Source organism: Kocuria sp. KKT182 (assembly GCF_055635395.1).
This window is the reverse complement of sequence record NZ_CM145757.1, coordinates 2875150-2900996: the sequence shown is the minus strand read 5'-3', so window position 1 is coordinate 2900996 and position 25847 is coordinate 2875150. Positions and strand designations below refer to the sequence as shown.

The following is a 25847-nucleotide window of genomic DNA, read 5'->3' as shown; positions in this document are numbered from 1 at the left end:
GGCGGTAGAATGGGTGCCCAGCACGCACGTGGTCGTTCGGGGGCCGTCATGAACAACACCGGGAGCAGCAGCGGAGCCGCCGTCTGGGTGGTGGCCCTGATCGCCGTGGTGGTCGCCGTCGGCCTGTTCCGGTTCGTGCTCCTCGGCGGGGTGGCCCTCCTCGGCCTGGTCCTGCTCGGCCTGCTGATCTGGCTCAGCGCCGGTGTCATCACGAGCCGGACCCGCGCCGCCGGGCAGGACGCGCGCGAGGACGACGACGCCGGGCCGCCGCTCGCCGGCCCGCAGACCGGGCGGACGTCGCTGGAGGAGGCCCGGGCGGCCGGGGCGTCCAACATGCGCACGGCCTGGATCTCGTGGCACCTCCGCTCCCTGCCCCCGCCGGAGGACTCCCGGGACCCCCGGCTCCTCACGGGCACCCTGTCCGTGGTGCCGCAGGCGGACTGGGACGTGGACCGGCTCCGCACGCACGGCCGCGCGCTGTGGTCCCTGCGCCGCGGCGCCCCGCGGCACGACCTGCTCGACCAGCTGGACGCCCGCCTGGACCGGGTGGTCGCCATGATCTCCGACCTGACGGACGCCGAGTTCGACACCGCCCTCGGCCAGGTCAACGACCAGTACCTGTACCACCCGGACCGGCAGGTCCGCACCGCCTACCTGGAGGGCGGTGCACTGGGCGTGGACCTGATCATGGACGCCGTGACCGCCGCCCGGGCACAGGCCCGCGAGGACGCCGCCACGAGGGCCGCCGCGGAGGCCCTGGCCCAGCAGCGCACCGCCGCGCTCCGCGCCCTGCGGGAGACCCACCACCCCACCGCGGGCCGGGACGCCCGCACCGCCTGGGAGGAACAGGCCCGGAAGCTCGAGGAGTGACCCGGGCCGGCCGGCACTACCGGTCGAGGACCTCCCGGGGGTTGACCCCGTAGATGCGGCGGTAGGCCGCCGCGAAGCGGCCCTGGTGGGCGAAGCCCCACCGCAGCGCGATCTTCCGCACCGTGTCCCCCGTGGACGGATCACCCGCAAGCAGGTCCGCGTGGGCCGCCGCCAGGCGCGCCCGGCGCAGGTACTGCAGCGGGTGCAGGCCCAGCGGGTGGTTGGCACGGAACGCCCGGACGAGCGCGGGCGTGGTGGTTCCCGCCGCACGGGCGGCGTCCTCCACGCTGATGGGCAGGGACGCGTGGTCGTCGAGGAACCGGGCCGCGATCCGGTACCGGCGGGCCTGGGCCTCCATGGACAGGGTCCGCTCCCGCGGGTCCCCGGCCAGCGGGAAGCACTCGAGGGCGGCCACGGCCAGGTGACGGGTGAGGTCGGCGCGGACGAGGTCCGCGTCGAAGGCGCCGGAGTTCACGGCCTCGCGGGCGACCCGTGACAGCCGGGTCCAGTACTCGCCCAGCCGAGGACTGACCGGCTCCACGGAGGCGAAGCGCACCGGCAGTCCGTCCGTGCCGTAGACGGTCTCGGCGACCTCCTGCAGCAGCCGTGGCGCGAGGTTGATGTTGGTGACCCGCACCGCGGCGCCCACGACGAGGACCGGGTCGCCGGGGCGGAACAGCGCCGGCCCCCGCGTCCCGTTGCCGGTCTCGTCGCGGGTCCGCCAGTCGTAGCGGGCCGCGCGCACGTCCGCGGCACAGAACACCTCGGTCTCGCCCCACGCGGAGTAGGCGCCGTCGAGGTCGAGCTGGACCACGGTGAGGCTGTCGTCGCCGTCGTGGCGCTGCCGGTAGCTGAAGGCCTCGCCGACGGGCTCGAAGGAGAAGGGCACGCCGACGTCCTGGAACAGTGCCCGCACCGCCTCCGAACTGGTGACCGTCGCCTCGTGGCGCACGACGCCGCTCATCGCGGGTCGCCGACCGAGGACGTCACCGGCGGAGCGGCCGGAGGGAGAGCGGGCAGAGGAGCAGAAGCCCGATGGTGGGCAGGCATGAGATGTCCTTCCTGGGCCGCAGCGCGCGGGCCGACCGCGGCGGGCCATCTCCATCATCACCTCGGCCGGGGCGCCGGGCAATCCCCTCCCACCGGGGAGTTGTCCCGGCCGCCCGCGGACGGGGCGCCGGAACGGTCGATCTGTTCCGGCGCCCCGTCAACGCGCCCGGGCCGGCATCACCGGGGATGGTGGGACTCCTCGAGCTCGAACACCGGGGTGGGCAGGCCCTCCATCCGGGCCTTGAGCTGCAGGGCGAGGTACTTGGAGTAGTGCCTGCTCTGGTGCAGGTTCCCGCCGTGGATCCAGAGGTTCTCCACGTTGGTGGGCTTCCACATGTTCCGCAGCTCGCCCTCCCAGGGCCCGGGGTCCCGGGTGGTGTCGGAGCCGTAGCCCCAGCACTTGCCCACCCGGTCGGCGACCTCCGGGGAGATCAGGTCCGCGAGCCACTCGTTCATGGACCCGTAGCCGGTGGCGTGGACGACGAGGTCGGCCGGCAGCTCGGTCCCGTCGTCGAGCACCACCGCGTCCTCCGTGAGCCGGTCGACCTGGCCGGTGGCCAGCTGGACCCGCCCGTCGATGATCAGCTGCGAGGCGCCCACGTCGATGTAGTACCCGGAGCCCCGGCGCAGGTACTTCAGGAACAGCCCGGAGCCGTCCTCCCCGAAGTCGAGGTCGAAGCCGGCCGCCTCGAGCGCGTCGTAGAACTCGCGGTCCCGCTCGGCCATCGCCTCGAACGCGGGCCGCTGGACGTCCGGCAGGACCCGGTACGGCCAGGACGCGAACAGCATGTCCGCCTTCTCCGTGGTGATGCCGGCCTCCAGCGCCTCCTCGGAGTAGAGCGGCTTGAGGACGAGGTCCATGAGCGACTCGCTGCGGGAGATGTGGGTGGAGGAGCGCTGGACCATGGTGACCTCGGCCCCGTGCTCCCAGAGGTCCGCGCAGATGTCGTGGGCGGAGTTGTTGGACCCGATGACCACGGCCCGCTTGCCCGCCCAGTCGTCGCCGCCGACGTGGGCGGAGGAGTGGTGCTGCGCGCCCCGGAAGACGTCGGCGCCCGGGAAGTCGGGGATCCTCGGGTATCCGGAGACGCCCAGCGCGAAGACCAGCTGGGTGGGGTGCAGCACGACCTCCTCGCCGTCCCGATCGACGACGACGGTCCAGGTCCCGGTCTGCTCGTCCCACTCGGCCGACCGGCACTCGGTCCTCGCCCAGTAGTTCAGCTCCATGATGTCGGCGTAGTGCATCAGCCAGTCGGCGACCTTGTCCTTGGCGGGGAACACCGGCCAGTCGTCCGGGAACGGCAGGTAGGGCATGTGGTCGTACCAGACCGGGTCATGCAGGTGCAGGGACTTGTAGCGGTTGCGCCAGGCGTCCCCGGCCTTCTCGTGCTTGTCCACCACGATCGTGGGGATGCCGAGGCGCTGCAGCCGCGCGGCCAGGCCGATCCCGCCCTGACCGCCGCCGACGACGAGGCAGTACGGCTGCTCCGTCCGGCCGAGGGCCTCCTCCCGCGCCCGGCGCCGCTCCAGCCAGGTGGTGCGCTCCCGGGTGATCTCGTGGACCACCCCGCGGTCCCGGCGCGGCCCCTTCTGCTCCTCGAAGCCGCGCAGGTCCTGCAGCGTGGTCAGCAGGGTCCACGCCTTCCCGTCGCGCAGCCGCAGGTAGCCCCACCCGGAGCCGGCGGAGGTCTCGAAGCGCACCCAGCACTCCGTCACCCCGTCCGCCTCGGTGGGCTCGCCCTCGACCTCCCACCCGGAGGGCCGGACGTGCGGCAGGGTCTGGGCGAGCATCCGGCAGATCTGCTCGCGACCCTCCAGCGTCTTCAGGTTCCAGGTGAACGCCAGGAAGTCGCGCCAGTAGCTCTCCTCCGCGAACAGATCCGCCGCCGCGTCCGCGTTGCCGGCCGCGAGGGCGTCCTCCAGGGCGGCCAGCCAGGAGCGGGCGGTGTCCGTGCCGGCTCCCACGCCGGTGTCGATCGTGGTCATGGTTCCTCCTCGGTGTACGCCGGACGCCCAGTGGCATAGGGTCCGGTGTGATGCGTGTCACCACTGTGGGGCCGAGGGGGTTTCCCCGGCGTTGCATCAGGACGGACGCCGCGACGGGCCCGGTGACGTCGGGACGGGCGCAGAGGACGGAGGAGCGTGCTGTGGACAGCTGCGGATCGGCGAGGACACCGGAACGGGTGCGTTCGGCGTGGGAGCGGTGCGCCGCCCGGGGCATGTCCCGCGACCTGGACGGCCCGCGGGAGGTGCTCCCGGACCGCGAGGTCGAGCAGCTGCGCGCGCTCTCCCCGCTGGGGGCGCACGTCGACGTCGTCGCCGATCTCCTGGGCGTCGCCCGTGACGCGGCCGAAGCCCGGGTCGCCGTGCTCACGGGCCCCGACGGCACCGTGCTGTGGCGGCGCGGGGGACGCTCGCCGCTGGGACGCGCCGACGGGCTGGGCTTCGTCGAGGGCGCCGGCTGGGACGAGCACGGCGTGGGCACCAACGCGATCGCCCAGGCACTGCGCAGCGGGACCGCGGAGGAGCTGCGGGGCACGGAGCACTTCGCCCGGTCCCACAGCGCCTGGGACTGCACGTCCGCCCCGGTGCGCCACCCGGGCAGCGGGGAGGTGCTCGGCGTCATCGACCTGTCCGGGCCGCGGGGCACCGCCACCCCGGACACCAGGGCCCTGGTCCGCTCGGCCGCGCGCGTCGTCGAGACGCTGCTCGCCGCCCATACGGCCTCACGACACCCCGCCGGCACGACCGGCACGCCGTCCCTGGAGCTGCGCCTGCTCGCCGAGCCGGCCGCGGCCCGGGTGGGCGGCGGGGACTGGTTCCCCCTGCCGACGCGCTCGGCGGAGATCCTCGCGCTGCTCAGCCTGCGCGAGCGCGGGTGGAGCGCCGAGGAGATGGCCTACGAGCTCTACGGCGAGCACGGCACCCCCGGCACGGTCCGCACGGAGATCCACCGGGTCCGCCGCCGGCTCGGGGCGGTGATCACCACCGGCCCCTACCGCTTCGCCGACCCCGCCGCCGTCACCAGCGACGTCCTGCAGCTGCGGACCGCCCTGGAGCAGGGCGAGGTGACCCGGGCCCTGAACATCTACCGGCAGCCGCTGCTGCGGTCCTCGGACCTGCTCACCATCGAGGAGTGGCGCTCCGAGCTGGACCGGGAGACCGCCGAGGCCGTGCGGCGCAGCGGCGACGCCCGGATCGAGACCCGCTGGTCCCACACCGAGATGGGCCACGCCTACCGGCGCGGATGAGCCGGGGCGGGGGGCACGACGACGCCGGGCGGACCGGCCGGATGCCGGCGCTCCCATGCACCGTTCACGGCCCTGTGAACGTCGGTGAATCCTGTGAATCTGGTGAATCTCGCTCCGGGCGGGGCTCCGACCTGAGACCTCCGGCCGCGGTGCGTCCGGGCTCGTCGTCCGGAGCGGGCCTCATTCCCGGGTCGTCACGATCGGGTCCGCCCACACGATGTTCCACCGGTGGCCGTCCAAGTCGGCGAACACCCGGTGGCTCGTGTAGCTGTCATCCTCGCGGTGCCCCGCGGTGGCGCCGGCGGCGACCGCCCGCTCGACCAGGGCGTCGACCTCCTCGGGAATGTCGACGAGCAGGGCGAAGCTGCCGCTCACCGTGCGAAGGGGGTCGGCGAGCTCCTGGTCCTCGCCGATCGCCTGCTGCATGAACCGCCGCTCGACGAGCGTGACCCCGAAGCCCTCCCCGAGATCCAGGATCAGGCTGCGCCCCTCGGCCATGCCGGGGGCCGTCCGCCAGCCCAGGGCCTGGTAGAAGGACCGCGAGCGCTCCAGGTCGGCGACGGGGATGTGGGGGAAGAACTTGTACGCCACGGGAACTCCTGGAGCTTCGGCGGGCCGGGACTCCATGCTCCTCCCGGCTCGGGGACGGCACAACGGTGTGACCGCCCCGTTGCAGGCTCGCAGCCCTCGGGGTCTCCGCCGGGCTGCGGAGACCCCGCGGTGCTCACTCGGGCCAGGCATTCTCCTGGATGATGCGCACGAAGTCCTCCCGGTGGAAGTCGGGGTCGAAGTGGGCGAGCACGTCGTCGTTCATGGTGCCGAAGGTGGTCTCGGGCCGGTCGGCCATGCCGTCGTAGAACGCGCGGAGGATCTTGTTCTTGAAGTCCGGCCGGGGGTGCGCGGCGACGACCTCGGCGCGGTGCTCCTCGGAGATCTGGTCCAGGTCCAGGCCCAGCACGTCGGTCTCGACGCCGAGGGTGACCACGGCGACCTCGGGCTCCAGGTGCAGCGGAATGGCCGGGGTGGTGTGCAGGGCGATCGCCAGCCACACGTTGCGCGCCTCCTCGGCGGAGCGGCCGTGGTCGCGCAGGAACGCCTGTGCCGCCGCGGCGCCGTCGATCTCGAAGCGCTGGTCCCGGGTGCGGTACTCGTCGGTGAGGCCGAGGTCGTGGAACATCGCGCCCACGTAGGCGAGCTCCGGGTCCACCTCGATTCCGCGCGCGGCGGACTTGAGCATGCCGAAGAGGAAGACGCGGCGGGAGTGGTTGAACAGGCTCTCGTCGGCGGCTCGCCGGACCAGCTCGGTGGTCTCTCGGACGAGGGCGGAGTCCGGAACGGTGATGCCGGCGATGGTCTCGGCCAAGGTGTCTCCTCTGCTCGGGTGCGTGGTGTCGTGCGGGACCGGCGCGCGGCCGGTCCTCTCCTCACTCTCTCAGGTTGCTCGCTCAGGCGGGCGAGCAGCGGGACCGCAGGACCGGGATGCCCTCGCCGGTCAGGTCGTCGCAGTACGCCGCGCGGCCGGCCAGCGCCATGACGATCGCCAGGGTGGGCCCGCTGACCAGTGGCCCGGCGCCGGACTCGAACGGACCGTCGGTGGCCACCAGGTGGAGGCCCTGGGCGGCGCTGCGGCTGGGCACCGCGAAGTCCTTGCCCACGTAGAACCGTGCCACCGAGGTCACGGTCCCGACCGGCGGCGTGCGCGGCAGCCCCAGCGGGCGGCGGACGTCCTGGCCGTGGACCACGACCTCCCCCAGCCACGCCGCCGTGTCCTTGGAGGGCGCCGCGGTGCTGCCGGCCACTGCCCGGAACCGCTGGAGCGTCTCGGCCGGGGTGGCGCCCCGGTGCTCCTCGAGGCGGCGCTGGTTGTGCAGGTCGAAGTCGAAGCGGGCGCCCAGCACGCTCCGGAGCCAGCGGAGCCGGCCGATGCCCGCGGCCGCGGTCAGGTGCGCGACGACGTCCTCCACGGTCCACCGCTCGCACAGGGACGGCGCCGCCCACTGCGCCTCGTCCAGTCCGGCCAGGTCCTCGGCCAGGCGCGCGCGCTCGGCGTGGACGGCAGCCCACAGGTCGTTCCGGTTGCTCGGCTCCATGAGCCCCATCGAAGCACACGCCGGGGTGCCGGGGCCTTCGGTGTCCGCCGATCCCGATAGCGTGGCACTGGACCCACCCCCTGGGAGAGCACCCCCCCGACCGCACGAGGAGCCTCGATGACGAGCATCCGATTCCTCCACACGAGCGACTGGCAGCTCGGGATGACCCGGCACTACCTCGAGGGCGAGGCCCAGTCCCGCTACACCGGTGACCGGGTCGAGACGATCCGCCGCATCGGGGAGCTGGCCCGCGCCCGGGGGTGCGCGTTCGTGGTGGTGGCCGGCGACGTCTTCGAGCACGCCAACCTCAGCCGCCGGGACGTCGGGCGCGCCCTGGACGCCATGGCCTCCGTGCGGCTGCCCGTGTACCTGCTGCCCGGCAACCACGACCCGCTCGGCCCGGGGTCGATCTTCGCCCAGGACGCGTTCCTCGGCTCGAGACCGGACAACGTCGTGCTCCTGGACGAGGTGGGCCCCTGGCCGGTCGCCGAGGGCGTCGAGCTCGTGGCCGCCCCCTGGCGCAGCAAGCGGCCCGACGCGGACCCGGTCGCCCCGGCCCTGGAAGGGTTGGAACCGGATGGGACGCTGCGCGTCGTCGTCGGCCACGGGATGCTCGACGAGCTGGACCCGGACCGCACCTCCCAGGTGACCGTGCGGCGCGCGCCCCTGGACGAGGCGCTGGCCCGCGGGGCGATCCACTACGTGGCGCTGGGCGACCGGCACATCCGCTGGCCCGAGGACGACCGCGGCGCCATCCACTACTCCGGCACCCACGAGTCCACGGGCTTCCGCGAGCACGGCCGCGGCCACGTCCTCGAGGTGGCGCTGGACGGGAGCACCGTGGACGTCACCTCCCACGAGGTGGGCCAGTGGGAGCACCGCGTCCTCACCCGGCAGCTCGACGGCGCCGACGACGTCGAGACGCTGCGGACCGAGCTCGCCGCCCTCACCCCGAAGGAGCGGATCATCCTCAAGACCGTCTTCACCGGCACCCTGAACCTCTCCGAGTCCGCAGAGCTGGACCGGCTGCTCGAGGAGCAGGCGGAGATCTTCGCGAGCCTCAACGCGTGGGAGCGGCACACCGACCTGGTGGTGATTCCGGACGAGGACGAGTTCGAGGACCTGGACGTCGGCGGGTACGCCGCCGGCGCCGTGACCGAGCTGCGCGAACTGGCCGCCTCGGAGTCCGAGGACGCGCCCGCCGCCGGGGACGCGCTCCGGCTCCTGTACCGCCTCGTGGGAGGACCGACCCGATGAAGCTGCACCGTCTCAGGCTGGAGAACTTCCGCGGCGTGACCGCCCGCGAGGTCGTCTTCCCCGACGCCGGGGTCGTGGTGCTGACCGGCCGCAACGAGATCGGCAAGACCTCGATGATCGACGCCCTGGACGCACTGATCGAGCTCCCGGACAGCAGCCGGCACAAGAAGATCGCCGAGGCCAAGCCCGCCGGCCGGGACGTGCCCGTCCTCGTGGAGGCGGAGTTCTCGATCGGGACCACCCGCGTGATCTACACCAAGCAGTGGCTGAAGCGGCCGTCCACGACCCTCCGCCACGTGGGCGGGGCCGGGGACGGCCGCACGCTCACCGGCCGCGAGGCCCATGACGCCGCCGAGCAGCTGTGGGGCGGGGCCGACACCGCACTGTGGAAGGCCCTGCGCTTCATGCAGGCCGGCGGGCTGACCCAGAACGCCCTCACCGACAGCGCGGCGCTGCGCCGGGCCCTGGAGTGCCACGCCGGCCAGGCCCAGGGCGACGACCGCGAGGTCGCCTCCCTCCTGGAGCGTGTGAGCGCGGAGTGCGACAGGTACTGGACCGCGACGCGGAAGAAGAACGCCAAGTACCTCCAGGCCGAGACCGACTACCGTGCGGCCGGGACCGCGGCTACGGAGGCCGCCGAGGAGCTGCGGGGCATCGCGGTGGTCGAGGAGGAGCTCGCCGAGCTCACCGAGGAGATCGCCGCCACCGGCCGGAAGCTCGGGACCGCCCGCGCGGAGAAGACGGAGCTGGACCGTGCCGCCGGGGAGATCGAGGCCGTCCAGCGGCAGCGGCAGGAGGCCCAGCGCCGCCGGGACGCGGCTCAGGGCGAGCTCGACCGCGCCCGGGAGCGCTCGGCCCGCCGCGAGGAGTTCGTGGCCGCGCTGACCGCCGACGAGGAGCGCAGCGCGGCGCTGGCCGAGGACCTGCGGTCCTGCGAGCAGGAGCTCGCCCCGGTGCGCGAGCACGCTGAGGAGGCCGAGGAGCGCCGGACCGCGGCCCAGGCCGCCGTGCAGGAGGCCCGGGCGGCCCACCGCGCCGCCCGGGAGGACCGGAAGCACCTCGACGACGTCGAGCGCCACCGCCGCGTGCTCGAGATCCTGGACTCGCTCGAGGCGGTCCGGGCGCAGCTGGCCGAGCTGCGGTCCCGTCCCGGCACGGAGATCGACGAGGACGTCCTGGACGAGCTGGAGCGGGCCGAGCGGGCGGCGGAGAAGGCCGAGGCGGAGCTGGCGGCCGGCAGCGCCCGGGTGGAGCTCACCGCGCTGGGCCGCGCGCGCCCGATCGTGCACGGCGACAGCACCGAGGAGATCGCCCCGGACGAGTCGTGGTCCGTCCCGGTGACGGACGAGGTCGAGGTCGAGATCCCCGGCGAGTGGCGCCTGCGGGTCTTCCCGGAGCAGGGCATCGCGGCCCGCCGGGACGCCGCCCGCACGGCCCGCGAGAGGTTCACCGCGCTGCTGGCGCGGTACGGGGTCGACTCGGTCGCCGCGGCCCGCACCGAGTGGCGCACAGCGCAGGATCTGGCGCAGCAGGTGCGCGAGGCCGTGGCCCAGAGGGACCGCCTGCTCGACGGCGAGGACGAGAGCCGCCTGCGCGACGACCGGGACCGGCTGACCGCCGCGATCGAGCAGTACGGCGAGCGACGGGACGACGACGCTCCCCTGCCGGAGACCGCCGGCGCCGCCCAGGAGACGGTCGAGGCCGCCGAGGCCGCCCTCACCGACGCCGAGGACGCCGCGCTCCATGCCGAGGCCGCCGCCCAGGCGGCCCGGTCCGCCCTGCAGTCCGCCCAGACCACACTGCACTCCCTCCAGGGCGCCGCGCTCGAGCAGGAGCGCGCCCTCGCCGGCTCCCGGTCCCGGCTCGAGGACGCCCGCCGCGAGGTGCCGGACGAGGACCTGGACCGCGCCGTCACCGCGGCGGCCGAGTCGCTCGCCGCTGTGCAGGAGGAGATCGACGGGCACGAGGCGGCCCTCGCCGGCCTCGACGCCGACCGGGTGCTCGCCGACCAGCAGCACGTCGCGGACGAGATCAAGGGGCTCGATTCCCTGCTGGGTGAGCGACGGGGCCGCCACCAGTCCCTGGCGGGCCGGCTCGAGGGCATGGGCCGGGACCGGGTGCAGCTCGCCCACGACCAGGCCGAGACGAGGCTCGAGGCCGCTCGGCGCCACCTCGCCGGGATCGAGCGGCGGGCCGAGGCCGCCCTGCTCCTGGAGCGGACGCTGCTGGAGCACCGGGAGCGCGCCCACGCCCAGTACGTCCAGCCGTTCCGCACCGAGGTGGAGCATCTCGGCAGGTCGGTCTACGGCCCGGACTTCGAGGTCCAGGTGAGCGGGTCCCTGGAGGTGGAGCAGCGCAAGCTCGACGGCGATTGGCTACCCTTCAACTCCCTCTCCACGGGCGCCAAGGAGCAGCTGGTGATCCTCATCCGGCTCGCCACCGCCCTGCTCGTGGACCCGGAGGACGGGGTGCCGGTGCTGCTCGACGACGCCCTGGGCCACTCCGACCCGCAGCGGCTCCGGAGGCTGGCCTCGGCCATCACCACCGCCGGGGAGCGGACCCAGGTGATCGTGCTGACCTCCAACCCCGAGCGTTTCGTGAACCTGCGGGAGGCCCACCGCATCGAGATGTGACCCTCCGTGGGTTCAGGAGGCCGGTCCACCGCCCGAGGGCGCCATCGGGCCGACCACGCGGTAGGTCGCGCAGACGAACGCGCGGTTGCGGGCCACGTCCGTCAGCTCCAGGTCGAAGCGGCGGGGGAACAGCGGCCGGCCCGCCCCGAGCGTGACCGGCGCGATGGAGACCATCAGCTGGTCCAGCAGTCCGGCCTCGGCGAACTGGGCGGCCAGGTCGCCGCCGCCGACCACCCAGATGTCCTTCCCGCCGGCGGCCTCCGCGAGGGCGGCGTGGATCGGCGCCACCTCGCCATGGGCGAAGCGGAGGTCGGCCCCGGCGATCCCCGGCAGCTCGGCGTGGGTGACCACCCAGGTAGGCATCGCATAGGGCCAGTCCTCGCCGGAGGCCTGCAGGTGCGCGCGGACCCACTCGTAAGTGGTGCGGCCCATCACGACCGCCCCGACCCCGGCGATGAACTCGCCGTAGCGGAACGGGCCTTCGGGGTCGGAGTCCTGCCGGAACAGCCACTCCAGGGAGTCCTGCTCGTCGGCGAGATAGCCGTCCAGGGTGGTGGCGGTGTAGAAGACGGTGCGGGTCATCAGAGACCTCCTGTGCGTCGTGTCAACCACTCGATCGGATCTCCGGGCTCGGGAGGCGATCCCGGTCCGGCTGCGGACGGGCCGCGCGTGGCCGTGCCTTCTCCATCATCGTCGGCTGGCGGCGACACACAAGTGCTCCGCGGCCGTGCCCCTTGCCCCCGCCTTCTCCGGCGCGCACTGTGAGAGCCACGCACCAGGGCGCGCCACGACGACGACTATCACCGCCCGCGCACGCGGCGGTGGAGTCCCCCGCCCCCGGGTGCGGACGGCACGCACCGGTCGGGAGGAACACGATGACCACGTCCGTCCCGGACCCCCGGGACACCGGCCACCGATCCCGGAGCCGTTCGCCGGTCCGGCGCCGGCCCCTGACGTTCTTCCTCGTCCTGGCCCTGAGCCTGGGCTGGGCGGCGCTGACGGTTCCCGCGCTCACCGGCGCCCCGATGGAGCCGTTCCTGCTGTTCGTGAACTTCGTCGCGCTGCTGGGCTCGGCCCTGCTGGTGACCCGCCTGGCGGACGGGCCGGGCGCGGTCCGCCGGCTGCTGGGGCGGGCCTTCGCCTGGCGCTTCGGCGCAGCCCGCTGGACCGTGGTCCTGCTGGGCATGCCGGTGCTCACCCTGGTCCTGGCCGCGACCACCGGGTCCCTGCGCAGTCCTCCGGCCGGCTGGGCGGCCGGGGCGGGGTGGTACCTGTTCAACACCCTCGTCTACGGGGCGCTGGTGCTGAACCTGTGGGAGGAGACCGCCTGGGGCGGGTTCCTCCAGTCCCGGCTGACCGCCCGGCACGGACTGCTGGTCGCCGCGCTGCTCACCGGGCTGCCGTTCGCCGCGATCCACCTGCCGCTGTACCTGGCCGAGGGGTGGAGCTCGGAGACCGCCGGAAACCTCGCGCTGCTCTTCCTGCTCGTTCCCGTCTACCGGTACCTGCTGGGCATGCACCTGCTCGACACGGGCGGCAGCGTGCTGGCCATCGGCATCCAGCACGCCTCCTGGAACGCCGCCGGAAGCCTCGGAGCGGTCGAGGGCGAGTGGCAGGTGCTGGTCGCGGTCGTGCTGCTCACGCTCCTGGTGGCGCTGGAGCGCCGCGTCCGAGGCCGGGGCACGCGGCCCCTCGGCCGGGACGCCGAACGCCGCGCGGCCGCCGAGTGGACAGCACCGCGCAGCCCCGGCCCGGGAACCTCGGTCGACGCCCCGGGGTGACCGGACCGGGCCTCCGTCCTCGGCACCGGCGGCGACCGACGCGAGATCCGGCGGAGGACCACGCGCACCGCCCCGTCAGAAATACCCCCTGAGTGACGTGGCCCACATAGAATCGAGGCCACCGAGGCAAGGGGCTGGCATGAGCATCGAGGACGAACGGCGCACCCGCGCTGCCGCCCGGGCACCGCACGAGCCGCCGCCGCGCCGCCGCACCCCGCACGCCCGCGGTGCACGCGAGACCGGCCTGGAACGGGCCCTGGACGAGGTGCGGAAGGTCGGGGTCGAGGCGAGCGATCTGCTGCGCAGAGAGGGCCTGAAGCCGGCCAAGCTCGTGCACGTCCCCCGCGGCGCCAGGTCCTACCCCATGGTCGGGCACGCGTTCTCCCGGGTCGCGTGCGGCTACGGGTGGCACGTCATCCGCGGCCTCGTCGTCGGCACGGACGGCCGGCTCTGGACCCGCACCCCACTCCACGACCCCACACCGCAGAAGGACCTGGACGCGTGGCGGCTGGACGTGGAGCCTTCCGGCGGGCGGGGCGAGCTGCCCCACCCCGTGCAGTACGACGGGATCTCCCTGCACACCGTGCGCCGGCTCTCGGAGCACGAGTACCTGAAGGTCGACCTCATCGACCACCTCACGGACGGCTACGCGCGGCTGCTCGTCCTGCACCACCGCCGGAGGTCATGAGCGGCGCGTGCGGTTCCGGAGGAGGCCAAGGAGCACGAACACGGCCAGCGCCATGACCAGCCCGGCGTAGCCGACGGCCGTGGGCACCAGTCCGACCTCGCCCGCGACGGCACCGGCCGCCACCGCCGGGATGCTGTGGGAGAGATAGCTGACCACGTAGATCGCCGAGAGCAGCCCGGCCCGCTCGTGCGGTGCCGCCTGGGGCAGCAGCGTGCGCAGCACCCCGAGAAACCCGGCGCCGAAGCCGACACCGGCCACCACGGTCGCGGCGAAGTACAGCCCCACGGACCCGACGACGAGCGCGGCGATCGTGGCGGCCATGCCCACCACCAGGACGCTCATGCCCACGGCGAGCACCCGCTCCGGCGCCGCAGCGCCGAACAGCAGGATCGCGATCCCGCCGGTGCCCGTCAGCGCCGCGACCACCAGTCCGGTGAGGACCACGGAGTCCGCCCCGGTCAGCGAGCGGACCAGGTTGGGCCCCAGGGAGATGATCAGCCCGCCCAGGGACCAGCACGCGGCCGTGGCGGGCAGCACCCACACCGCCGAGCGGCGCACCTGCGGCGGGAAGGAGACACGCGGACGCAGCGAGGCCAGCGCCCCGGGGGCGCGCTCCACGGTCTCGGGCCCGAGCGCCGTGCCCACGGCCTGCAGCACCAGCAGGCCCAGCAGCACGAGGAAGATGAGGTCAATCATTTCCGGGGCGGCCGCGACGATGAGGCTCGAGGCCACCGCTCCCCCCGCCAGGCCCAGCACCGGCCCCGCCCCGGTGATCACGGTCCCCAGCCCCCGGCGCTCCTCCGGCTCGAGCTCGATCACGTAGGCGCCCAGCGCCCCGGTCGCGGTGCCCGTCGCCACGCCCTGGACCAGCCGGGCCACCACCAGGGTCGCCTCGCCGTCCGCCAGCACGAACACGGCCATCGCGGCGATCTCCAGGGCCAGCGCGACGAGCAGCACCGGGCGCCGCCCGAGGTGGTCGGACAGCGCCCCCACCGTGAGCAGCGCGGCGAGCAGCGACACCACGTACGCGGCGAAGATGACGGTCAGCACGACCGGCGGGAAGCCCCACAGGTCCTGGTACAGCGGATACAGCGGACTGGGCGCGCTGGAGGCGGCCATGACCACCACCAGCACGGACGCCTGCACCCAGAACGCCGCCTTCGCGGACAGCACGGGACGACGACGGGGCGCGGCGCCGGAACGGAGGAACATGCAGGGCCTTTCACGGCGGGACTGGTGAGCGCGGCATGACCGCGCTCACCTCACGCTAGCCCCACCTCGGGGCCGGTGCTGCTACGGAGCAGCCTGCCGGCGCACCATCTCGGTGATCCATGCGGGGGCGTACGGGGACGTGCAGTTCGGCGGCGTCGGGTAGTCCTTGAGCACCTCCAGGCGCTCGCCGATCTCGACGGCACGGGCCCGGTGCTCCGGGTGCTGGATCCCGATCTGCGCCAGGCAGGTGTTCATCGCCCACTGCAGGCGCTCCGGTGCGTCTCCCATCTCCGCCTCGACGACGTCGAGGAGGCCAGCGAGGTCGAGGCCCTCGGGCTTCTTCACCACGCGGTCGGCGGTCAGGGCCCAGCCGGCGCTCGCGACGACGGGATCCGCATCGGCCAGCCAGGCCGTCCGCAGCTCCTCGACGTGCGGGTTCTTCTTGACCACGTAGTTCACGAACCAGTCGTGCACCTTGGGGGTGCCCCTCTCTCGCACCATGGCGTCCAGCTCGTCCCGTTCGAACGCCTTCGGCCGGCAGATCAGGAGCGCCAGCAGTCGCGCCGCTGTGTCCCCGGCGCCCCAGAGCTCGAGCGCGAGGTCCTGCTGCTTTCCCAGTCGCTTCGCGACCGCCCGCAGCTTGGTGAGGTTCACCCCGTGGTCGTCGCCGTGCCGCTCGTTCACCGCGCGCACCCTGGGGTCCTCGAGCGCGGCCAGTTCGGCCATCACCTCGGCCACTGTCGTCTCGGCCATTCCGACCTCCTGTCCGTTGCGGGTGAGAGCCAGCCTATGAAAGACGCGGTGCCCGCCCGGAGGCACGCTAGGTCAGATGTCACTTGGTCGTGCAGCCAACCCCGGCGGCGTTCACTTACGTGGCGTCGGCTAGGGGATCTTCCTCCGGGTCGGTCGCCAGCACGGCCGGCAGAGGCAGCCCATACTTTTCGCACAGGAATCGGGTCTGGCAGTACCGCTGGGCATCGGCGGCCACATTGCCGAGGACCGCGGAATTCATCCCGGCACCAATGACGACCCCCACGAACGGCACGGCCTTGGCGACGTTCTGCACGGGCACCCTGGAGCCTGCCGGGCCCAGCTGCTGCATCAACTTCTCCAGGGCCGCCAGGAGGCGATGGTCCGTGCGCAGCTTTTGTGACCACTTTACGCGGCCCTTGATCGCGCCAGCTGCATGTGCGGCCTCCCGCAAGGGCTCAGCTTTGGCGGCTTGTGCAATGAAAGAACGGCGCACCAGGCCCTGGATGAAGGCTTGCTCACCAGGGTCTTTGGCGTCGTAGCCGTAGGAGTAGGCGATGCGCGTGGCGATCGAGGTGCTCAGGACCTGGATGACGAGGATGTCCGCCGTCATCGCGACGGGGAATCCGGCGACGGGCACCATTGCCAGCATGCCCATGGCGCCACCTTCGACGGCTCCAGCAGTCCGCCACCTGAGGGTGTTGAGGGTCAGCAACCGGTCGCAGACCTTGAGGTTCTGCTGTCGCAGTTCGGTGAAGCTGTTGAGTTCAACGCCTCTCTTGCGGGCGAGCTTCTCAACGCTCTTCGGGTCGTTGAGCTCTGCGGCCCAGTCGTTGATCAGCTCGACCACCGCTATCGCGGCTTCGAACGTCGGTCGCGCGGCCTTGCTTAAGGCCGCGTCACCCGCACGACGGGCCGGTTCCATGACCGTCTCTGGCACAGTGTCTGCAACCCACCTCACGGCATTTCCCGCGACCCCACCGGCGCGATCAAAGGCGGTGCTCGCCCAGTTCGGCAGACCACGGCGGTTGTCGCGGCGCTGCCAGTGCTTGTTGAGCGCGTCCCATACCTGCGCCTCATACGCACTCATCGGCATGGCATCGTCAACGAGCGGGTCAGTGTTGGCGCTCATTGAGGTTCTCCATTTCGACGGTGATCGCTGGGCCCATGATGCCGCACCAATCGACTCTTGCTTGCAATCGCAACGCGGGCGATGATGGCCATGCTTATCTACCTGGTCACCTGCCGATCAAGACGCCAGCACATCAGCCTCTATCCCCTAACCAAAGCGTCTGGGGCGTGCTCAAGAGCCGGCCACGTGGCGAGCATCCCCTGCTCGATGCCGCAGTTGTGCTGCAGCGTCAGTTGTCGCCGACGAAAACTTCGCCATGCACGCGGTGAGGAGGCCGGCCAGTTCTGTTGTCACGCTGTGCGGACACCCGACGCGACAATAGACAAGAATGCACACGGACACGGGAGAGAGAACGCGATGGGTATCAAGGTGATGATCCAGTGGGTGGTGCGTCTGCCTGTGGCGCAGGCGGACACGGCGCTGCGGGCAGGTCTGAAGCAGATGGGCGCTTCGCTTTCCGGTCCGCTCGGGCGCATTGAGGGCCGGACGAAGGCGTCCTGGAGTAAGAACCGCAACCCAGCTCGTATCACCGTCGCCATCAGCGAGCACTCCGTCGGCGCCGTGGCCGAAGTGACCGTGGACGCTATGGGCACCAAGCATCAGGAGATGCTCAACGAGCTCTCTGCAACCCTGGGCAAAGGTGTCGCGGAGAGGGTGGGCGTCGCTACCAAGGTCCCTGCGAGACCTCCTAACGAAGCCCCCGACAGAATCCCGGTCATAGCCATCGACAGGTCTTCTACCCGGCCTTCTGGCAGCTCCCCGGCCAATGCCCGGGTCAGAGCCCCTGCCGTAGCCGTTGCTGGCGAGGAAGCCGGCTACGACCGCGGGATTACGAATGCCTTGGAAAAGCTAAGCGGGCTCTCACGGATGCTCGCCCGTCGTGAGATCTCCCATCTGCGCAACATCCTGGACCCAGAGGAACAGGTCCTCGCGCTGGGTCAGGGTACCTACGAGAAATCGCAGTCCTTGATCGTGCTGACCGACAAGCGCCTGATCTTCCTGGAGAAGGGCATCCTCCGGGAGTCGGTGAAGGAGTTCCAGCTCGGCGCGATCTCGTTCCTGTCGCTGAGCAAGGCGTGGGGTACGGAGTCACTGGAGTTCACCGTCTCTGGGGTCAAAGGTAAGATCACCCAGTTGGAATCTGGGCAGGGCGAAAACATCGCTAACCTCTACCGCCAGCTGCGCAACACCCCCGCTGCCAAAGCCTCCGCTGCGCCCGCTAGGCCGGACGTACTCGCCCAGCTCGCTCGGCTCGGGCAGCTGCGTGACGCCGGGGTGCTGACGGAGGAAGAGTTCACGGCCAAGAAGAAGGAGCTGCTCGGCCGACTCTAGATAGCAGTGCGCGTGCAAGAAATGAACTATGTATGTCCGCAACCGAGGAGATCCACTGATGCGCCAAGCCTGGGACGAGATGAACTTCCGAGGTCGGGTCATCGTGATCGGCAGCATCGTCATCCTGGGGATGCTGCTGGCCTCCATCACCGGGGAGTACGGGGAGAACGCCCGACAGCCCAACGCCGGCTCCCCCGGCAGCGGGCAGGTCGCCGGTGACGCAGGCGAGTGGGCCGACCAGATGGAATCCACTTACCTTCAGATGGTGGGCCGGGATTCGTGGTCAGATCTGTGTTTCGAGGACAAGGCCGAGTGGGCGTGCGAAACCTATGGGATGGACGCCCAGAGCGTTGGAGTGCTCCAGCTTCAGATGAACGGCCGTTACGACGATCCCTACCTCGAGGTCTTGGCAGACCGTGGCATCAACGCCGTGATGAGCACCCTCGCCTACTACGACGAGACCGAGGAGCACATGGACTGGATCATGGCCGTCGACCACGCGGGAACACCGATCATGCAGAAGAGCTGTTCCTCTATCTACCGCCACCTGCCCGACCCTCCCGTTTGCGCCCAGTGATCCTCTGGGAACCCCTACTTCGAGGTCCTCTTCGTGGAAGGTGTCCGGTAGCCGGGCCTTATGTGAAGTGGAAGGCGTGCAGCATCGTCCACCGCTGCCTCGTCACCTGAGGTCTGCCGTCAGCGCCCACAGGTCCTCTGCCCTCGAGGTCACCCGGCTGAGGAGGAACCGATCGTTTTCTGCGGGCGTTGGTTGCGGGTCACCGGTCCTGTCGACGTTCGTGTTCGTCGACAAAGGACCTTCAGAAGTGGGATGGAGGGCCGTCCGGGAGCCTGCTGCCGCATGCATCGTCATGGCCGTTCCCACCTCGCCGACCACGACCGGACCGCTGGCCAGACTTCGACGAACACGAGAAGGTAGCTCTTGTGACGAATCCTTCCCCGTGGATCGCCCGCGCCGAGACGCCGGCGGACATCCCTGCCATCTACGACCTCAACGTGGCCGCCTTCCCCACCGCTGAGGAGGCCGAGCTCGTGGACGCGCTGCGACAGGACCCGGCTTGGATCGACGGGCTCTCCGTGGTCGCCACCACTGCGGAGGGCACCGTGGTGGGACATGCCCTGCTGACCCGTTGCCACATCGGGGAGGTCCCCGCACTGTGCCTGGCGCCGTGCGCTGTCCTGCCGGCCCACCAGCGCACCGGGGCCGGCTCTGCAGCGATCCGCGGCGCCCTGCAGGCGGCACGGGACCGCGGCGAGGCCTACGTCGTCGTGCTGGGCCATCCGCAGTACTACCCGCGCTTCGGTTTTGAGCGGGCATCCTCCCGCGGCATCGGACTGAGCATCGAGGTTCCCGACGAGGCCCTGATGGCCCTCACCCTGGACCCGGTCCGGGCGCTGCCGGCAGGCACCGTGCGCTACGCGGCGCCCTTCGGGATCTGAGCTGAGCCCGCCGGAGCCACCATGCTTAGCCCCCGCACCAGTTCCCGGGCCCCGGATTCTTGCCCCCACTGAGGCGAGAACATTGCCGCCCGCACAAGAACCCCTACTGCACATCCGACGGGCGCCCGTGCGGCCGCGGATGTACCTGCAACACGCACACAGTGCAGTGGCGGTTCCTGCGTGAGCTCAGTTAATAGGCTTCGGCTCGAGGACTGGCTCTTGCCGCGAGGCAGAACCGGGATGGCACCTACATTGAGCCGGCCACGGATGAGGGGTCAGACACGCTTAGGTGCCCCGTGGCACGATGCCAAGACCACCAGGACGAACCGAAGAAGGCGGCCATGTCCAGACGAGCCAAGCTACTGTCCCTGGACCTCGCCATCCTCATCGCCTGGGTAATCGGGATCCGGTTCATCCTCGGTGAGTGGAACTGGCTCATCACCGGCATCGGCGTCGTGGCCCTAGGAGCCCGGATGGCCTGGGACGCCCGGCCCCAACGCGACTCCGGATGGGAGGCCTCGTAGTGGAGCAGAACCGACTGCTGCGCGGGTTCCTGATCACCATGCTCGTCGGCGCCGCGCTCATGGTGTTGGGGCAGCTGGTGGCATGGCCCCCAGAAACCGGCCTTGAGCGCATCATGACCGGACTTACCGTGGCCTTGGCCCTCCTCGCCGTCTCGCTCACGGTCTACGTGTGGAGACAGGGCCGAGTTCGGCAGGGGCGGGACAAGCAACTATGACGACCCGACGGCTCATGCTCGGCTTGCTGGTGGCGATGTGCCTGGGCAGCGTACTGGTGCTCGTCGACCTCGTGGTGTCCTGGCCACCCGAGCTGCCTTGGGGGATCATCCAGTACCTACTCGCAGCACTGTGGATTTTCGCACTCGTGTGGATGATCGTCAGCTTCAGACGTGGGCATGCACAGCGAGGGAATGCTCCGCGGTGTGACTAGCCTCTAAGCACCCCTTACGCAACCCCTACCGCATCGGCATGGGGCTGATCAGCAATCGCCGACACTTGCAGCACTTCGTTAGGTCAGTACTGGATGGAAGGTGGTACTGCCGAGCGGGCTCCTGACAAACCAAACGCTACTCATCTTCTTTTTCTTCAAGTTCATCAAGCCATCGATAGATCCGATTCATGGCCGGATGAGCGAACAGAACCGCTGCAGCCAAGAACAGAATCCAGACCGGAAACACTCCGCGGAACATCCAAATGATCCACATACCCAGGGCCACCACGGCCGCACCTGCACTCAGGCCCAGCACCTTGCCCATCATCGCGTCCCCTCTTCCCGCATCTAGATCCCCAGGGATCACAGTCCCCGCGTCCTTGCCTACATCTGCCGAACACGACGACGTAGAAGGCCACCGCGACACAACCGGCCAACGCCGGCACTCAGTAGAGCTGATAGACGATGGTCTCGGCGCCAAAGGCAAGGTCCACCACAGACAGATTTCCCACCGTACGACGCCAACGCTCTCCCGGCGCGGCTCCAACAGGAATCTTCAACCATTGCACGCATCGACCAACCTCAATTGCCGGGGACTGTCGCTCTAACGGTGTAAGAGGCGTTTCCATGGTTAGTGGTTCTCCGCCGCCGGCATCCGGTCGGCGAAGGTGATGGCAAAGGCGTTCAGCGCCGGCTTCCACCGTGTGACCCATCGTGTCTGCCCGGTGCCCTTCGGGTCCAGGGATCGCACGACCAGGTACAGGGTCTTCATCGCGGACTGCTCGTTCGGGAAGTGCCCACGGGCCCGCACCGCCCTCCGGAACCGGGCGTTGAGGGACTCGATGGCATTCGTCGAGCAGATCACCCGGCGGATCTCCACGTCGTAGTCCAGGAACGGCACGAACTCGGTCCAGGCATTGCGCCACAGCCGGCTGATCGCCGGGTACCGGGCGCCCCACTTCTCCTCCACCTCTTCCAGGGCGGCCTCGGCAGCGGCAGCGGCGGTCGGGGCGGTGTAGACGGGCCTCAGATCCTTGGCGAGCTCGTCCCAGTACTTCCTCGAGGCGTACCGGAAGGTCCCGCGGATCAGATGGATAAGGTCTGCACCGTGGCCAGTGGGAACACCGCGTTCACCGAGTCGGGCAGGCCCTTCAGCCCGTCGCAGACCACGAAGAACACGTCGCGCACCCCGCGTGACTTCAGGTCGTTGAGCACCGCGTACCAAAACTTCGCCGACTCCCCGTCGCCGTCCCCGGCCCACATCCCCAGGATGTCCTTATGCCCGCCCAGGTCCACCCCGATCGCCGCGTACACCGGTCGGTTGCGGACCTGCCCGTCGCGGACCTTGACCATGATGGCGTCGATGAAGATCGCCGCGTAGACCTGCTCCAAGGGCCGGGCCCACCAGGCCTGCATCTCCTCGATCACCCGGTCGGTGATACGGGTGACGGTGTCCTTGGAGACGTCGGCGCCGTAGACCTCGCCCAGGTGGGCGCTGATCTCTCCGGTGGTCAGGCCCTTGGCCGACAAGGACAGGACGACCTGGTCCAGGTCCGTCAGCCGCCGCTGGCGCTTGCGCACGATCACCGGCTCGAAGCTGGCCTGCCGGTCCCGGGGGACCTCGATCTCGACGGGGCCGGCGTTGTCGGTGATCACCGTCTTGGCCCGTTTCCCGTTGCGCGAGTTGCCCCGGTTCCGGCCTTGCGGGTCGCCAGGTTCGTAGCCGAGGTGTTCGTTCATCTCCTCGTCCAGGGCGGCCTCGACGACCATCTTGGTCAGCTGCTTCAACAGCCCGCCCGGGCCGGTCAACGCCGCCCCGCTGGCGCGGGCGGCGCGGACCAGTTCCCGGACGGTGTCCTGGTCGGCCGCGCTCAGCTGCGCGTTGTCTTCCGGCTCGTCACCGGGCTTCGGTGGGCTCACGTCCACCAGTGTCTCGATCTTCTCGCTCATGTCGACCCTCCAACCCCGAATGGGGTGATTGGGCCTCTTACACCGTTACTGCGATAGTCCCACTCGAGCATGGACGCGCTCAGACCGGAGGGTTTCACGGATGCGCCAGGGGCGCCCGCTGCTACAGGTGGTGGTCGTAGTTCTGGGTGCCGTAGTGGTAGCTCTCGGTAAGGCTCATCCACCCCGGGGGTAGGAGGACCCCGGTGCACCATATGTGCATCCCACGGTTCAGCGTCTGCGCAGGCTCGGTCTCGAGCCGAGCGGGCAGGGCGCCAGTGGTGCGGTCGCGTTACCGGATCAGACGGGGTCCGTGAGCCGGACGAGCCGTGCGGCGGTAGCTGAGGATAGTTGATGATGTGGAACGGTTCGGCGCTGGCTTCCAGGACCTGGGCGATGGTCCGGCTGATCGGGGCGGGGGCGGCTCATCAGGCGGACCAGCGACAACAGGCGCGGAAGGACCAAATAACCGAAGAACATGTGAAACAGCAGCTGCCCGTCGGCCCACCGGGTCCCGGCCGTAGGCCGGAGCAGACCCGCCGGGGGCGCTACTGCCATCGAAAGGTGGAAGTCGGCGCGCAACCGATCAAGTTCGTCTTGAGCTCCTTGCCGGGTGAGCGGTACCGTGTTCACCGGCTCCTCCTCGACGTGATGTCATCGCCGGGATCGTCCGTGGCTCAGCTTGGCTTCCAGGTGATGAAACGGAGCACCCGATCCCCGAGGGAGTATCTGAGGCTGATCGGGTCAAGGCCGGCTTGTCTCAGGGCTGGTTCGAAGGCTCCAGGTTCGATGAGCCGGTGCGGTGACCGGTCGGCCCAGTGCACCCAGGAAGCGGCGCGGGAGGCCAGCAGGTCGTATCCCACCAACACCCCGCCCGGCCGCAGGACCCGGGCTGCCTCACCCACCGCACGTTCCCACTGGATCACATGGTGGAGCATCAGGAAGCTCACCACGGTGTCGAAGGCCCCGTCCTCGAAGGGCAGCCGGGTGGCATCGGCCGGACGCGCCTGCGCCCGGGGGAATCGGGCCAGGCGCTGCTGGGCGGCCTGAACCATCACCGGATCGGCGTCGGTCGCGATGAGCCGCACCTGAGGATTGGCTCCGGCGATGGCTTCGGCCATGACCCCGCTGCCTCCGCCGATCTCCAGCACGTCCCCGGTGACGGGAAACCCTTGGGTCGCCCAGGGAACCATCCACCGGGCCACCACACTCCACGGCGCGCTGCGACAGAAGGAGGCTTCCAGGGCGGACATCCTCGGCATGGTCTCCACCTCCTGGTGCACCCGCATGGACTCGACAGAGCATCACAGCCCAGCGCGACACCAATGAACCGTCGTCCGGCCCGGCTCGACAAGGTCGGTGGACCCATGATCGCTGCTCATCCCAATCACCGCGATGACCTCCTGCAACCGGTCGCCGGTCACCAACAGCAGGGACCCTCCATCGGCGCAGAAGCCAGCCTGGTCATCGGTCTTCCTCGCCTCGAGACGTCCCCGCCCACCCAGACGTGCCCCCCGGGCTCCTGGACGGCGAGGGCGCCCATCAGGTGCCTGGGCTCGAAGGCCGCTGGCAGGGCTGTTCAGGCCCGGTAGGAGACCACGGTCATCATCCCGAGTTCGCCGTGGTAGATGTTGTGGCAGTGCACCAGCCACTGCCCGGGGTTGTCGGCCTGGAAGTCCACGGCCAGGGTTTCCATCGGCAGCACGTTGATCGTGTCCTTGCGGATCCCGGGCCCGGCCTGCCCGGCCAGGGCGAAGGTGTGCCCGTGAAGGTGCATGGGGTGGAACATCATCGACTCGTTGCGCATCACCAGCCGCACCCGCTCCTCGGGACGGATCTCCAGGGGGGTGTGCTCCCCGAACGGGACCCCGTTGAGGACCCACTGGCGGCCACCGTCGACCATCTGCAGGGCCAGCTCCAGTTCCCGGTCCGGTTCCCGGACCTCCAGGGCGGCGGCTTCGGTGGGGGCCAGATCGGTGTAGCGCAGCAACCGCCCCGTCAGCTCCCCCGGACGGGCACCGGGAGCCGGGGTGGCGCCGGAAGCGGTGCGCAGCACGGCCTGCGCCGGGGCCGCGTCCTTGCCTTCCGGGACCGCCACCACCGGGAAGGCCCCGTCACCGGTGGTGATCACCACGTCGTAGCGTTCACCCATCCCGATGATCAGAGTGTCGACCTCCACCGGGACCACGGGGAAACCATCGGTGTGTGTCACGCTCAGCCGGTGCCCTCCCACGGCGAAGCGGTAGGCGGTGTCCCCGCCGGCGTTGATGATCCGCAACCGGATGCGCCGTCTGGGGGCGGAGGTGATCACGAACGGGTCCTGCGGCAGGCGCCCGTTGATCAGATGCCCCGGATAGGACACGTCCCCGGTATCAGCTCCCAAGGGCTGGTCCGCCGAGGGCATGGATCCCTCCATGTCCATGCCACCCATGTCCATGTCTTCCATGCCGGACATGCCACCCATGTCCATGCCGGACATGTCTCCCATGTCCATGCCCTCGCGGGCCATCCGCTCCACGATGGCCTCGGGGCTCTCCCCCCAGCCGTCGGTCCAGTCGTCGAGCACCAGCACGACCTCCTGGTCGTAGTCCCCCGGCTCGGCCGGGTCGTCCACGATCAACGGTGCCTGCAACCCTCGGTCCAGCTGCGCCCCGACGTGGGGGTGGAACCAGTAGGTGCCCGGATCCGGCACCACGAAGCTGTAGTCGAAAGCTCCACCGGCGGCCACCGGGTCCTGGGTCACCCCGGGCACCCCGTCCATGTCGTTGCGCAGCGCCAGCCCGTGCCAGTGCACGGTGGTTTCCTCCGGCAGGTCGTTGACCAGCCGCACCTGCAACTGGTCCCCGGCGCTGACGCGGATCTCGGGGCCGGGCACGGTGCCCTCGTAGGCCCAGGTCCGCACCGTGCGGCCGCCCAGATCCACCGTGGCCGGGGCCGCCCGCAGCTGCCGGCGCACCACCTTGCCCGTGGTGGCCCGCCCGGCCTCGGCCGCCGAGACCGCCGCACCGCCGGGTCCCACCGGGGTCGGGTCGCCGAAGAGTCGGGTGCCGGCCAGGGCGCCACCACCGACCACCACCAGACCCGCAGTCCCGAACTTCAGGAAGCGACGCCGGTCAAGGCTCTTGCCCTCACGGGAGGGGGACGATGAGGGCACGACAAAACTCCGATCCGGTAGGAACAAGGACAGAAGACGGTCCGGATTCCATGTGCTGCACGAAGGCCACGGACCACTTCCCTTACCACGGTAATTGCACAGAATAAAGAGGTGACGGGTTACCGATGAAGATTCGTTGAAGATTCCTGCCGCGCGGTCTTCACTGGGGTGTTCTTGGACTACATCTAGAGGCAGGGATGGGCCCTGGTGCCCAGCGGGCAAGGCCGGGAAGGAGCACCGTGGAATCCACCGCCCTTGGGGTCCCGGCTCTGTCGGAGGACCGCCTGGGTC

Annotated in this window: 23 protein-coding genes and 1 pseudogene; 11 read left to right on the top strand and 13 right to left on the bottom strand. The window is 70.7% G+C overall.

Annotated features, from left to right (window positions below):
• The first annotated feature begins 48 nt into the window (after positions 1-48).
• Positions 49-870: a hypothetical protein gene (locus ACZ2G1_RS13580; protein WP_284562910.1), complete on the top strand. Its 822-nt coding sequence runs from the start codon at positions 49-51 to the stop codon at positions 868-870.
• A 16-nt stretch (positions 871-886) separates the two neighbouring features.
• Here the strand turns inward: ACZ2G1_RS13580 and ACZ2G1_RS13575 are convergent, their stop codons facing one another.
• Both ACZ2G1_RS13575 and ACZ2G1_RS13570 read right to left on the bottom strand, forming a co-directional pair.
• Complete coding sequence (locus tag ACZ2G1_RS13575; protein ID WP_470376992.1) at positions 887-1834, bottom strand: helix-turn-helix domain-containing protein; 948 nt, start codon at positions 1832-1834, stop codon at positions 887-889.
• Between the two features lie 263 nt (positions 1835-2097).
• The gene (locus ACZ2G1_RS13570; RefSeq protein ID WP_470376991.1) at positions 2098-3906 is read right to left on the bottom strand and encodes a flavin-containing monooxygenase; all 1809 of its coding nucleotides are present in this window, start codon (positions 3904-3906) and stop codon (positions 2098-2100) included.
• 197 nt (positions 3907-4103) lie between these two features.
• Here ACZ2G1_RS13570 and ACZ2G1_RS13565 point away from each other — a divergent pair, with 197 nt between their 5' ends.
• Positions 4104-5171, top strand: coding sequence for a GAF domain-containing protein (locus ACZ2G1_RS13565; protein WP_470376990.1), 1068 nt, complete (start codon positions 4104-4106; stop codon positions 5169-5171).
• Between the two features lie 180 nt (positions 5172-5351).
• On the opposite strand, the gene ACZ2G1_RS13560 is transcribed toward ACZ2G1_RS13565, so the two are convergent.
• The 3 genes from ACZ2G1_RS13560 to ACZ2G1_RS13550 form a co-directional block, all read right to left on the bottom strand.
• A complete protein-coding gene (locus tag ACZ2G1_RS13560; protein WP_470376989.1) occupies positions 5352-5762 on the bottom strand; it encodes a VOC family protein in 411 nt (136 codons plus the stop codon).
• A 133-nt stretch (positions 5763-5895) separates the two neighbouring features.
• Positions 5896-6534, bottom strand: coding sequence for an HD domain-containing protein (locus ACZ2G1_RS13555; protein ID WP_229586740.1), 639 nt, complete (start codon positions 6532-6534; stop codon positions 5896-5898).
• 82 nt (positions 6535-6616) lie between these two features.
• The gene (locus tag ACZ2G1_RS13550; protein ID WP_470376988.1) at positions 6617-7270 is read right to left on the bottom strand and encodes a maleylpyruvate isomerase family mycothiol-dependent enzyme; all 654 of its coding nucleotides are present in this window, start codon (positions 7268-7270) and stop codon (positions 6617-6619) included.
• Between the two features lie 108 nt (positions 7271-7378).
• On the opposite strand from ACZ2G1_RS13550, the gene ACZ2G1_RS13545 reads away from it, so the two are divergent.
• Together ACZ2G1_RS13545 and ACZ2G1_RS13540 are read left to right on the top strand one after the other, a co-directional pair.
• Positions 7379-8518, top strand: coding sequence for a metallophosphoesterase family protein (locus ACZ2G1_RS13545; RefSeq protein ID WP_470376987.1), 1140 nt, complete (start codon positions 7379-7381; stop codon positions 8516-8518).
• Positions 8515-11151: an AAA family ATPase gene (locus ACZ2G1_RS13540; protein WP_470376986.1), complete on the top strand. Its 2637-nt coding sequence runs from the start codon at positions 8515-8517 to the stop codon at positions 11149-11151. The genes ACZ2G1_RS13545 and ACZ2G1_RS13540 overlap by 4 nt, the downstream gene beginning before the upstream one ends.
• 12 nt (positions 11152-11163) lie before the next feature.
• Here the strand turns inward: ACZ2G1_RS13540 and ACZ2G1_RS13535 are convergent, their stop codons facing one another.
• Positions 11164-11733 carry a dihydrofolate reductase family protein gene (locus tag ACZ2G1_RS13535; RefSeq protein ID WP_470376985.1) on the bottom strand — a complete coding sequence of 190 codons (570 nt, stop codon included), beginning with the start codon at positions 11731-11733 and terminating at the stop codon, positions 11164-11166.
• 293 nt (positions 11734-12026) lie between these two features.
• Between ACZ2G1_RS13535 and ACZ2G1_RS13530 the strand changes: the two genes are divergently transcribed.
• Together ACZ2G1_RS13530 and ACZ2G1_RS13525 are read left to right on the top strand one after the other, a co-directional pair.
• Positions 12027-12932, top strand: coding sequence for a CPBP family intramembrane glutamic endopeptidase (locus tag ACZ2G1_RS13530; RefSeq protein WP_470376984.1), 906 nt, complete (start codon positions 12027-12029; stop codon positions 12930-12932).
• 139 nt (positions 12933-13071) lie between these two features.
• A complete protein-coding gene (locus ACZ2G1_RS13525; RefSeq protein WP_470376983.1) occupies positions 13072-13620 on the top strand; it encodes a hypothetical protein in 549 nt (182 codons plus the stop codon).
• Here the strand turns inward: ACZ2G1_RS13525 and ACZ2G1_RS13520 are convergent.
• The 3 genes from ACZ2G1_RS13520 to ACZ2G1_RS13510 form a co-directional block, all read right to left on the bottom strand.
• Positions 13615-14832 carry an MFS transporter gene (locus ACZ2G1_RS13520; RefSeq protein ID WP_426120082.1) on the bottom strand — a complete coding sequence of 406 codons (1218 nt, stop codon included), beginning with the start codon at positions 14830-14832 and terminating at the stop codon, positions 13615-13617. The two genes, ACZ2G1_RS13525 and ACZ2G1_RS13520, sit on opposite strands and share 6 nt — an antisense overlap.
• Before the next feature lie 81 nt (positions 14833-14913).
• The gene (locus tag ACZ2G1_RS13515; protein ID WP_470376982.1) at positions 14914-15585 is read right to left on the bottom strand and encodes a DNA alkylation repair protein; all 672 of its coding nucleotides are present in this window, start codon (positions 15583-15585) and stop codon (positions 14914-14916) included.
• Positions 15586-15700: 115 nt separating this feature from the next.
• Positions 15701-16714 carry an EcsC family protein gene (locus ACZ2G1_RS13510; protein ID WP_290467621.1) on the bottom strand — a complete coding sequence of 338 codons (1014 nt, stop codon included), beginning with the start codon at positions 16712-16714 and terminating at the stop codon, positions 15701-15703.
• 357 nt (positions 16715-17071) lie between these two features.
• Here ACZ2G1_RS13510 and ACZ2G1_RS13505 point away from each other — a divergent pair, with 357 nt between their 5' ends.
• From ACZ2G1_RS13505 to ACZ2G1_RS13485, 5 genes are all read left to right on the top strand, one after another.
• Complete coding sequence (locus tag ACZ2G1_RS13505) at positions 17072-18046, top strand: SHOCT domain-containing protein (RefSeq protein WP_290467622.1); 975 nt, start codon at positions 17072-17074, stop codon at positions 18044-18046.
• Positions 18047-18104: 58 nt separating this feature from the next.
• A complete protein-coding gene (locus ACZ2G1_RS13500; RefSeq protein ID WP_290467623.1) occupies positions 18105-18623 on the top strand; it encodes a hypothetical protein in 519 nt (172 codons plus the stop codon).
• Between the two features lie 365 nt (positions 18624-18988).
• The gene (locus tag ACZ2G1_RS13495) at positions 18989-19504 is read left to right on the top strand and encodes a GNAT family N-acetyltransferase (protein WP_470376981.1); all 516 of its coding nucleotides are present in this window, start codon (positions 18989-18991) and stop codon (positions 19502-19504) included.
• 341 nt (positions 19505-19845) lie between these two features.
• On the top strand, positions 19846-20028 hold the full coding sequence (locus ACZ2G1_RS13490) for a hypothetical protein (RefSeq protein ID WP_470376980.1): 183 nt from the start codon (positions 19846-19848) through the stop codon (positions 20026-20028).
• Positions 20028-20243, top strand: coding sequence for a hypothetical protein (locus tag ACZ2G1_RS13485; RefSeq protein WP_470376979.1), 216 nt, complete (start codon positions 20028-20030; stop codon positions 20241-20243). Before ACZ2G1_RS13490 ends, ACZ2G1_RS13485 begins: the two co-directional genes overlap by 1 nt.
• Before the next feature lie 348 nt (positions 20244-20591).
• On the opposite strand, the gene ACZ2G1_RS13480 is transcribed toward ACZ2G1_RS13485, so the two are convergent.
• The 4 genes and pseudogenes from ACZ2G1_RS13480 to ACZ2G1_RS13465 form a co-directional block, all read right to left on the bottom strand.
• Positions 20592-20783, bottom strand: a complete 192-nt coding sequence (locus ACZ2G1_RS13480) for a hypothetical protein (RefSeq protein ID WP_470376978.1) — start codon at positions 20781-20783, stop codon at positions 20592-20594.
• A gap of 303 nt (positions 20784-21086) precedes the next feature.
• Positions 21087-22375 (bottom strand): annotated as a pseudogene (locus ACZ2G1_RS13475) (IS256 family transposase).
• A 704-nt stretch (positions 22376-23079) separates the two neighbouring features.
• A complete protein-coding gene (locus tag ACZ2G1_RS13470) occupies positions 23080-23655 on the bottom strand; it encodes a class I SAM-dependent methyltransferase (protein ID WP_258300609.1) in 576 nt (191 codons plus the stop codon).
• A 326-nt stretch (positions 23656-23981) separates the two neighbouring features.
• Positions 23982-25556, bottom strand: a complete 1575-nt coding sequence (locus tag ACZ2G1_RS13465; protein ID WP_470376977.1) for a multicopper oxidase family protein — start codon at positions 25554-25556, stop codon at positions 23982-23984.
• Positions 25557-25847: the final 291 nt, after the last annotated feature.

Excerpts from the sequence above, each read along its gene's own strand:
- ACZ2G1_RS13535 (WP_470376985.1), bottom strand. The coding sequence starts at position 11,733 with ATGACCCGCACCGTCTTCTACACCGCCACCACCCTGGACGGCTATCTC.
- ACZ2G1_RS13530 (WP_470376984.1), top strand. The coding sequence starts at position 12,027 with ATGACCACGTCCGTCCCGGACCCCCGGGACACCGGCCACCGATCCCGG.
- ACZ2G1_RS13540 (WP_470376986.1), top strand. The coding sequence starts at position 8,515 with ATGAAGCTGCACCGTCTCAGGCTGGAGAACTTCCGCGGCGTGACCGCC.
- ACZ2G1_RS13515 (WP_470376982.1), bottom strand. The coding sequence starts at position 15,585 with ATGGCCGAGACGACAGTGGCCGAGGTGATGGCCGAACTGGCCGCGCTC.
- ACZ2G1_RS13480 (WP_470376978.1), bottom strand. The coding sequence starts at position 20,783 with ATGATGGGCAAGGTGCTGGGCCTGAGTGCAGGTGCGGCCGTGGTGGCC.
- ACZ2G1_RS13510 (WP_290467621.1), bottom strand. The coding sequence starts at position 16,714 with ATGAGCGCCAACACTGACCCGCTCGTTGACGATGCCATGCCGATGAGT.
- ACZ2G1_RS13550 (WP_470376988.1), bottom strand. The coding sequence starts at position 7,270 with ATGGGGCTCATGGAGCCGAGCAACCGGAACGACCTGTGGGCTGCCGTC.
- ACZ2G1_RS13545 (WP_470376987.1), top strand. The coding sequence starts at position 7,379 with ATGACGAGCATCCGATTCCTCCACACGAGCGACTGGCAGCTCGGGATG.
- ACZ2G1_RS13525 (WP_470376983.1), top strand. The coding sequence starts at position 13,072 with ATGAGCATCGAGGACGAACGGCGCACCCGCGCTGCCGCCCGGGCACCG.
- ACZ2G1_RS13500 (WP_290467623.1), top strand. The coding sequence starts at position 18,105 with ATGCGCCAAGCCTGGGACGAGATGAACTTCCGAGGTCGGGTCATCGTG.
- ACZ2G1_RS13505 (WP_290467622.1), top strand. The coding sequence starts at position 17,072 with ATGGGTATCAAGGTGATGATCCAGTGGGTGGTGCGTCTGCCTGTGGCG.
- ACZ2G1_RS13490 (WP_470376980.1), top strand. The coding sequence starts at position 19,846 with ATGTCCAGACGAGCCAAGCTACTGTCCCTGGACCTCGCCATCCTCATC.
- ACZ2G1_RS13580 (WP_284562910.1), top strand. The coding sequence starts at position 49 with ATGAACAACACCGGGAGCAGCAGCGGAGCCGCCGTCTGGGTGGTGGCC.
- ACZ2G1_RS13520 (WP_426120082.1), bottom strand. The coding sequence starts at position 14,832 with ATGTTCCTCCGTTCCGGCGCCGCGCCCCGTCGTCGTCCCGTGCTGTCC.
- ACZ2G1_RS13575 (WP_470376992.1), bottom strand. The coding sequence starts at position 1,834 with ATGAGCGGCGTCGTGCGCCACGAGGCGACGGTCACCAGTTCGGAGGCG.
- ACZ2G1_RS13570 (WP_470376991.1), bottom strand. The coding sequence starts at position 3,906 with ATGACCACGATCGACACCGGCGTGGGAGCCGGCACGGACACCGCCCGC.
- ACZ2G1_RS13470 (WP_258300609.1), bottom strand. The coding sequence starts at position 23,655 with ATGTCCGCCCTGGAAGCCTCCTTCTGTCGCAGCGCGCCGTGGAGTGTG.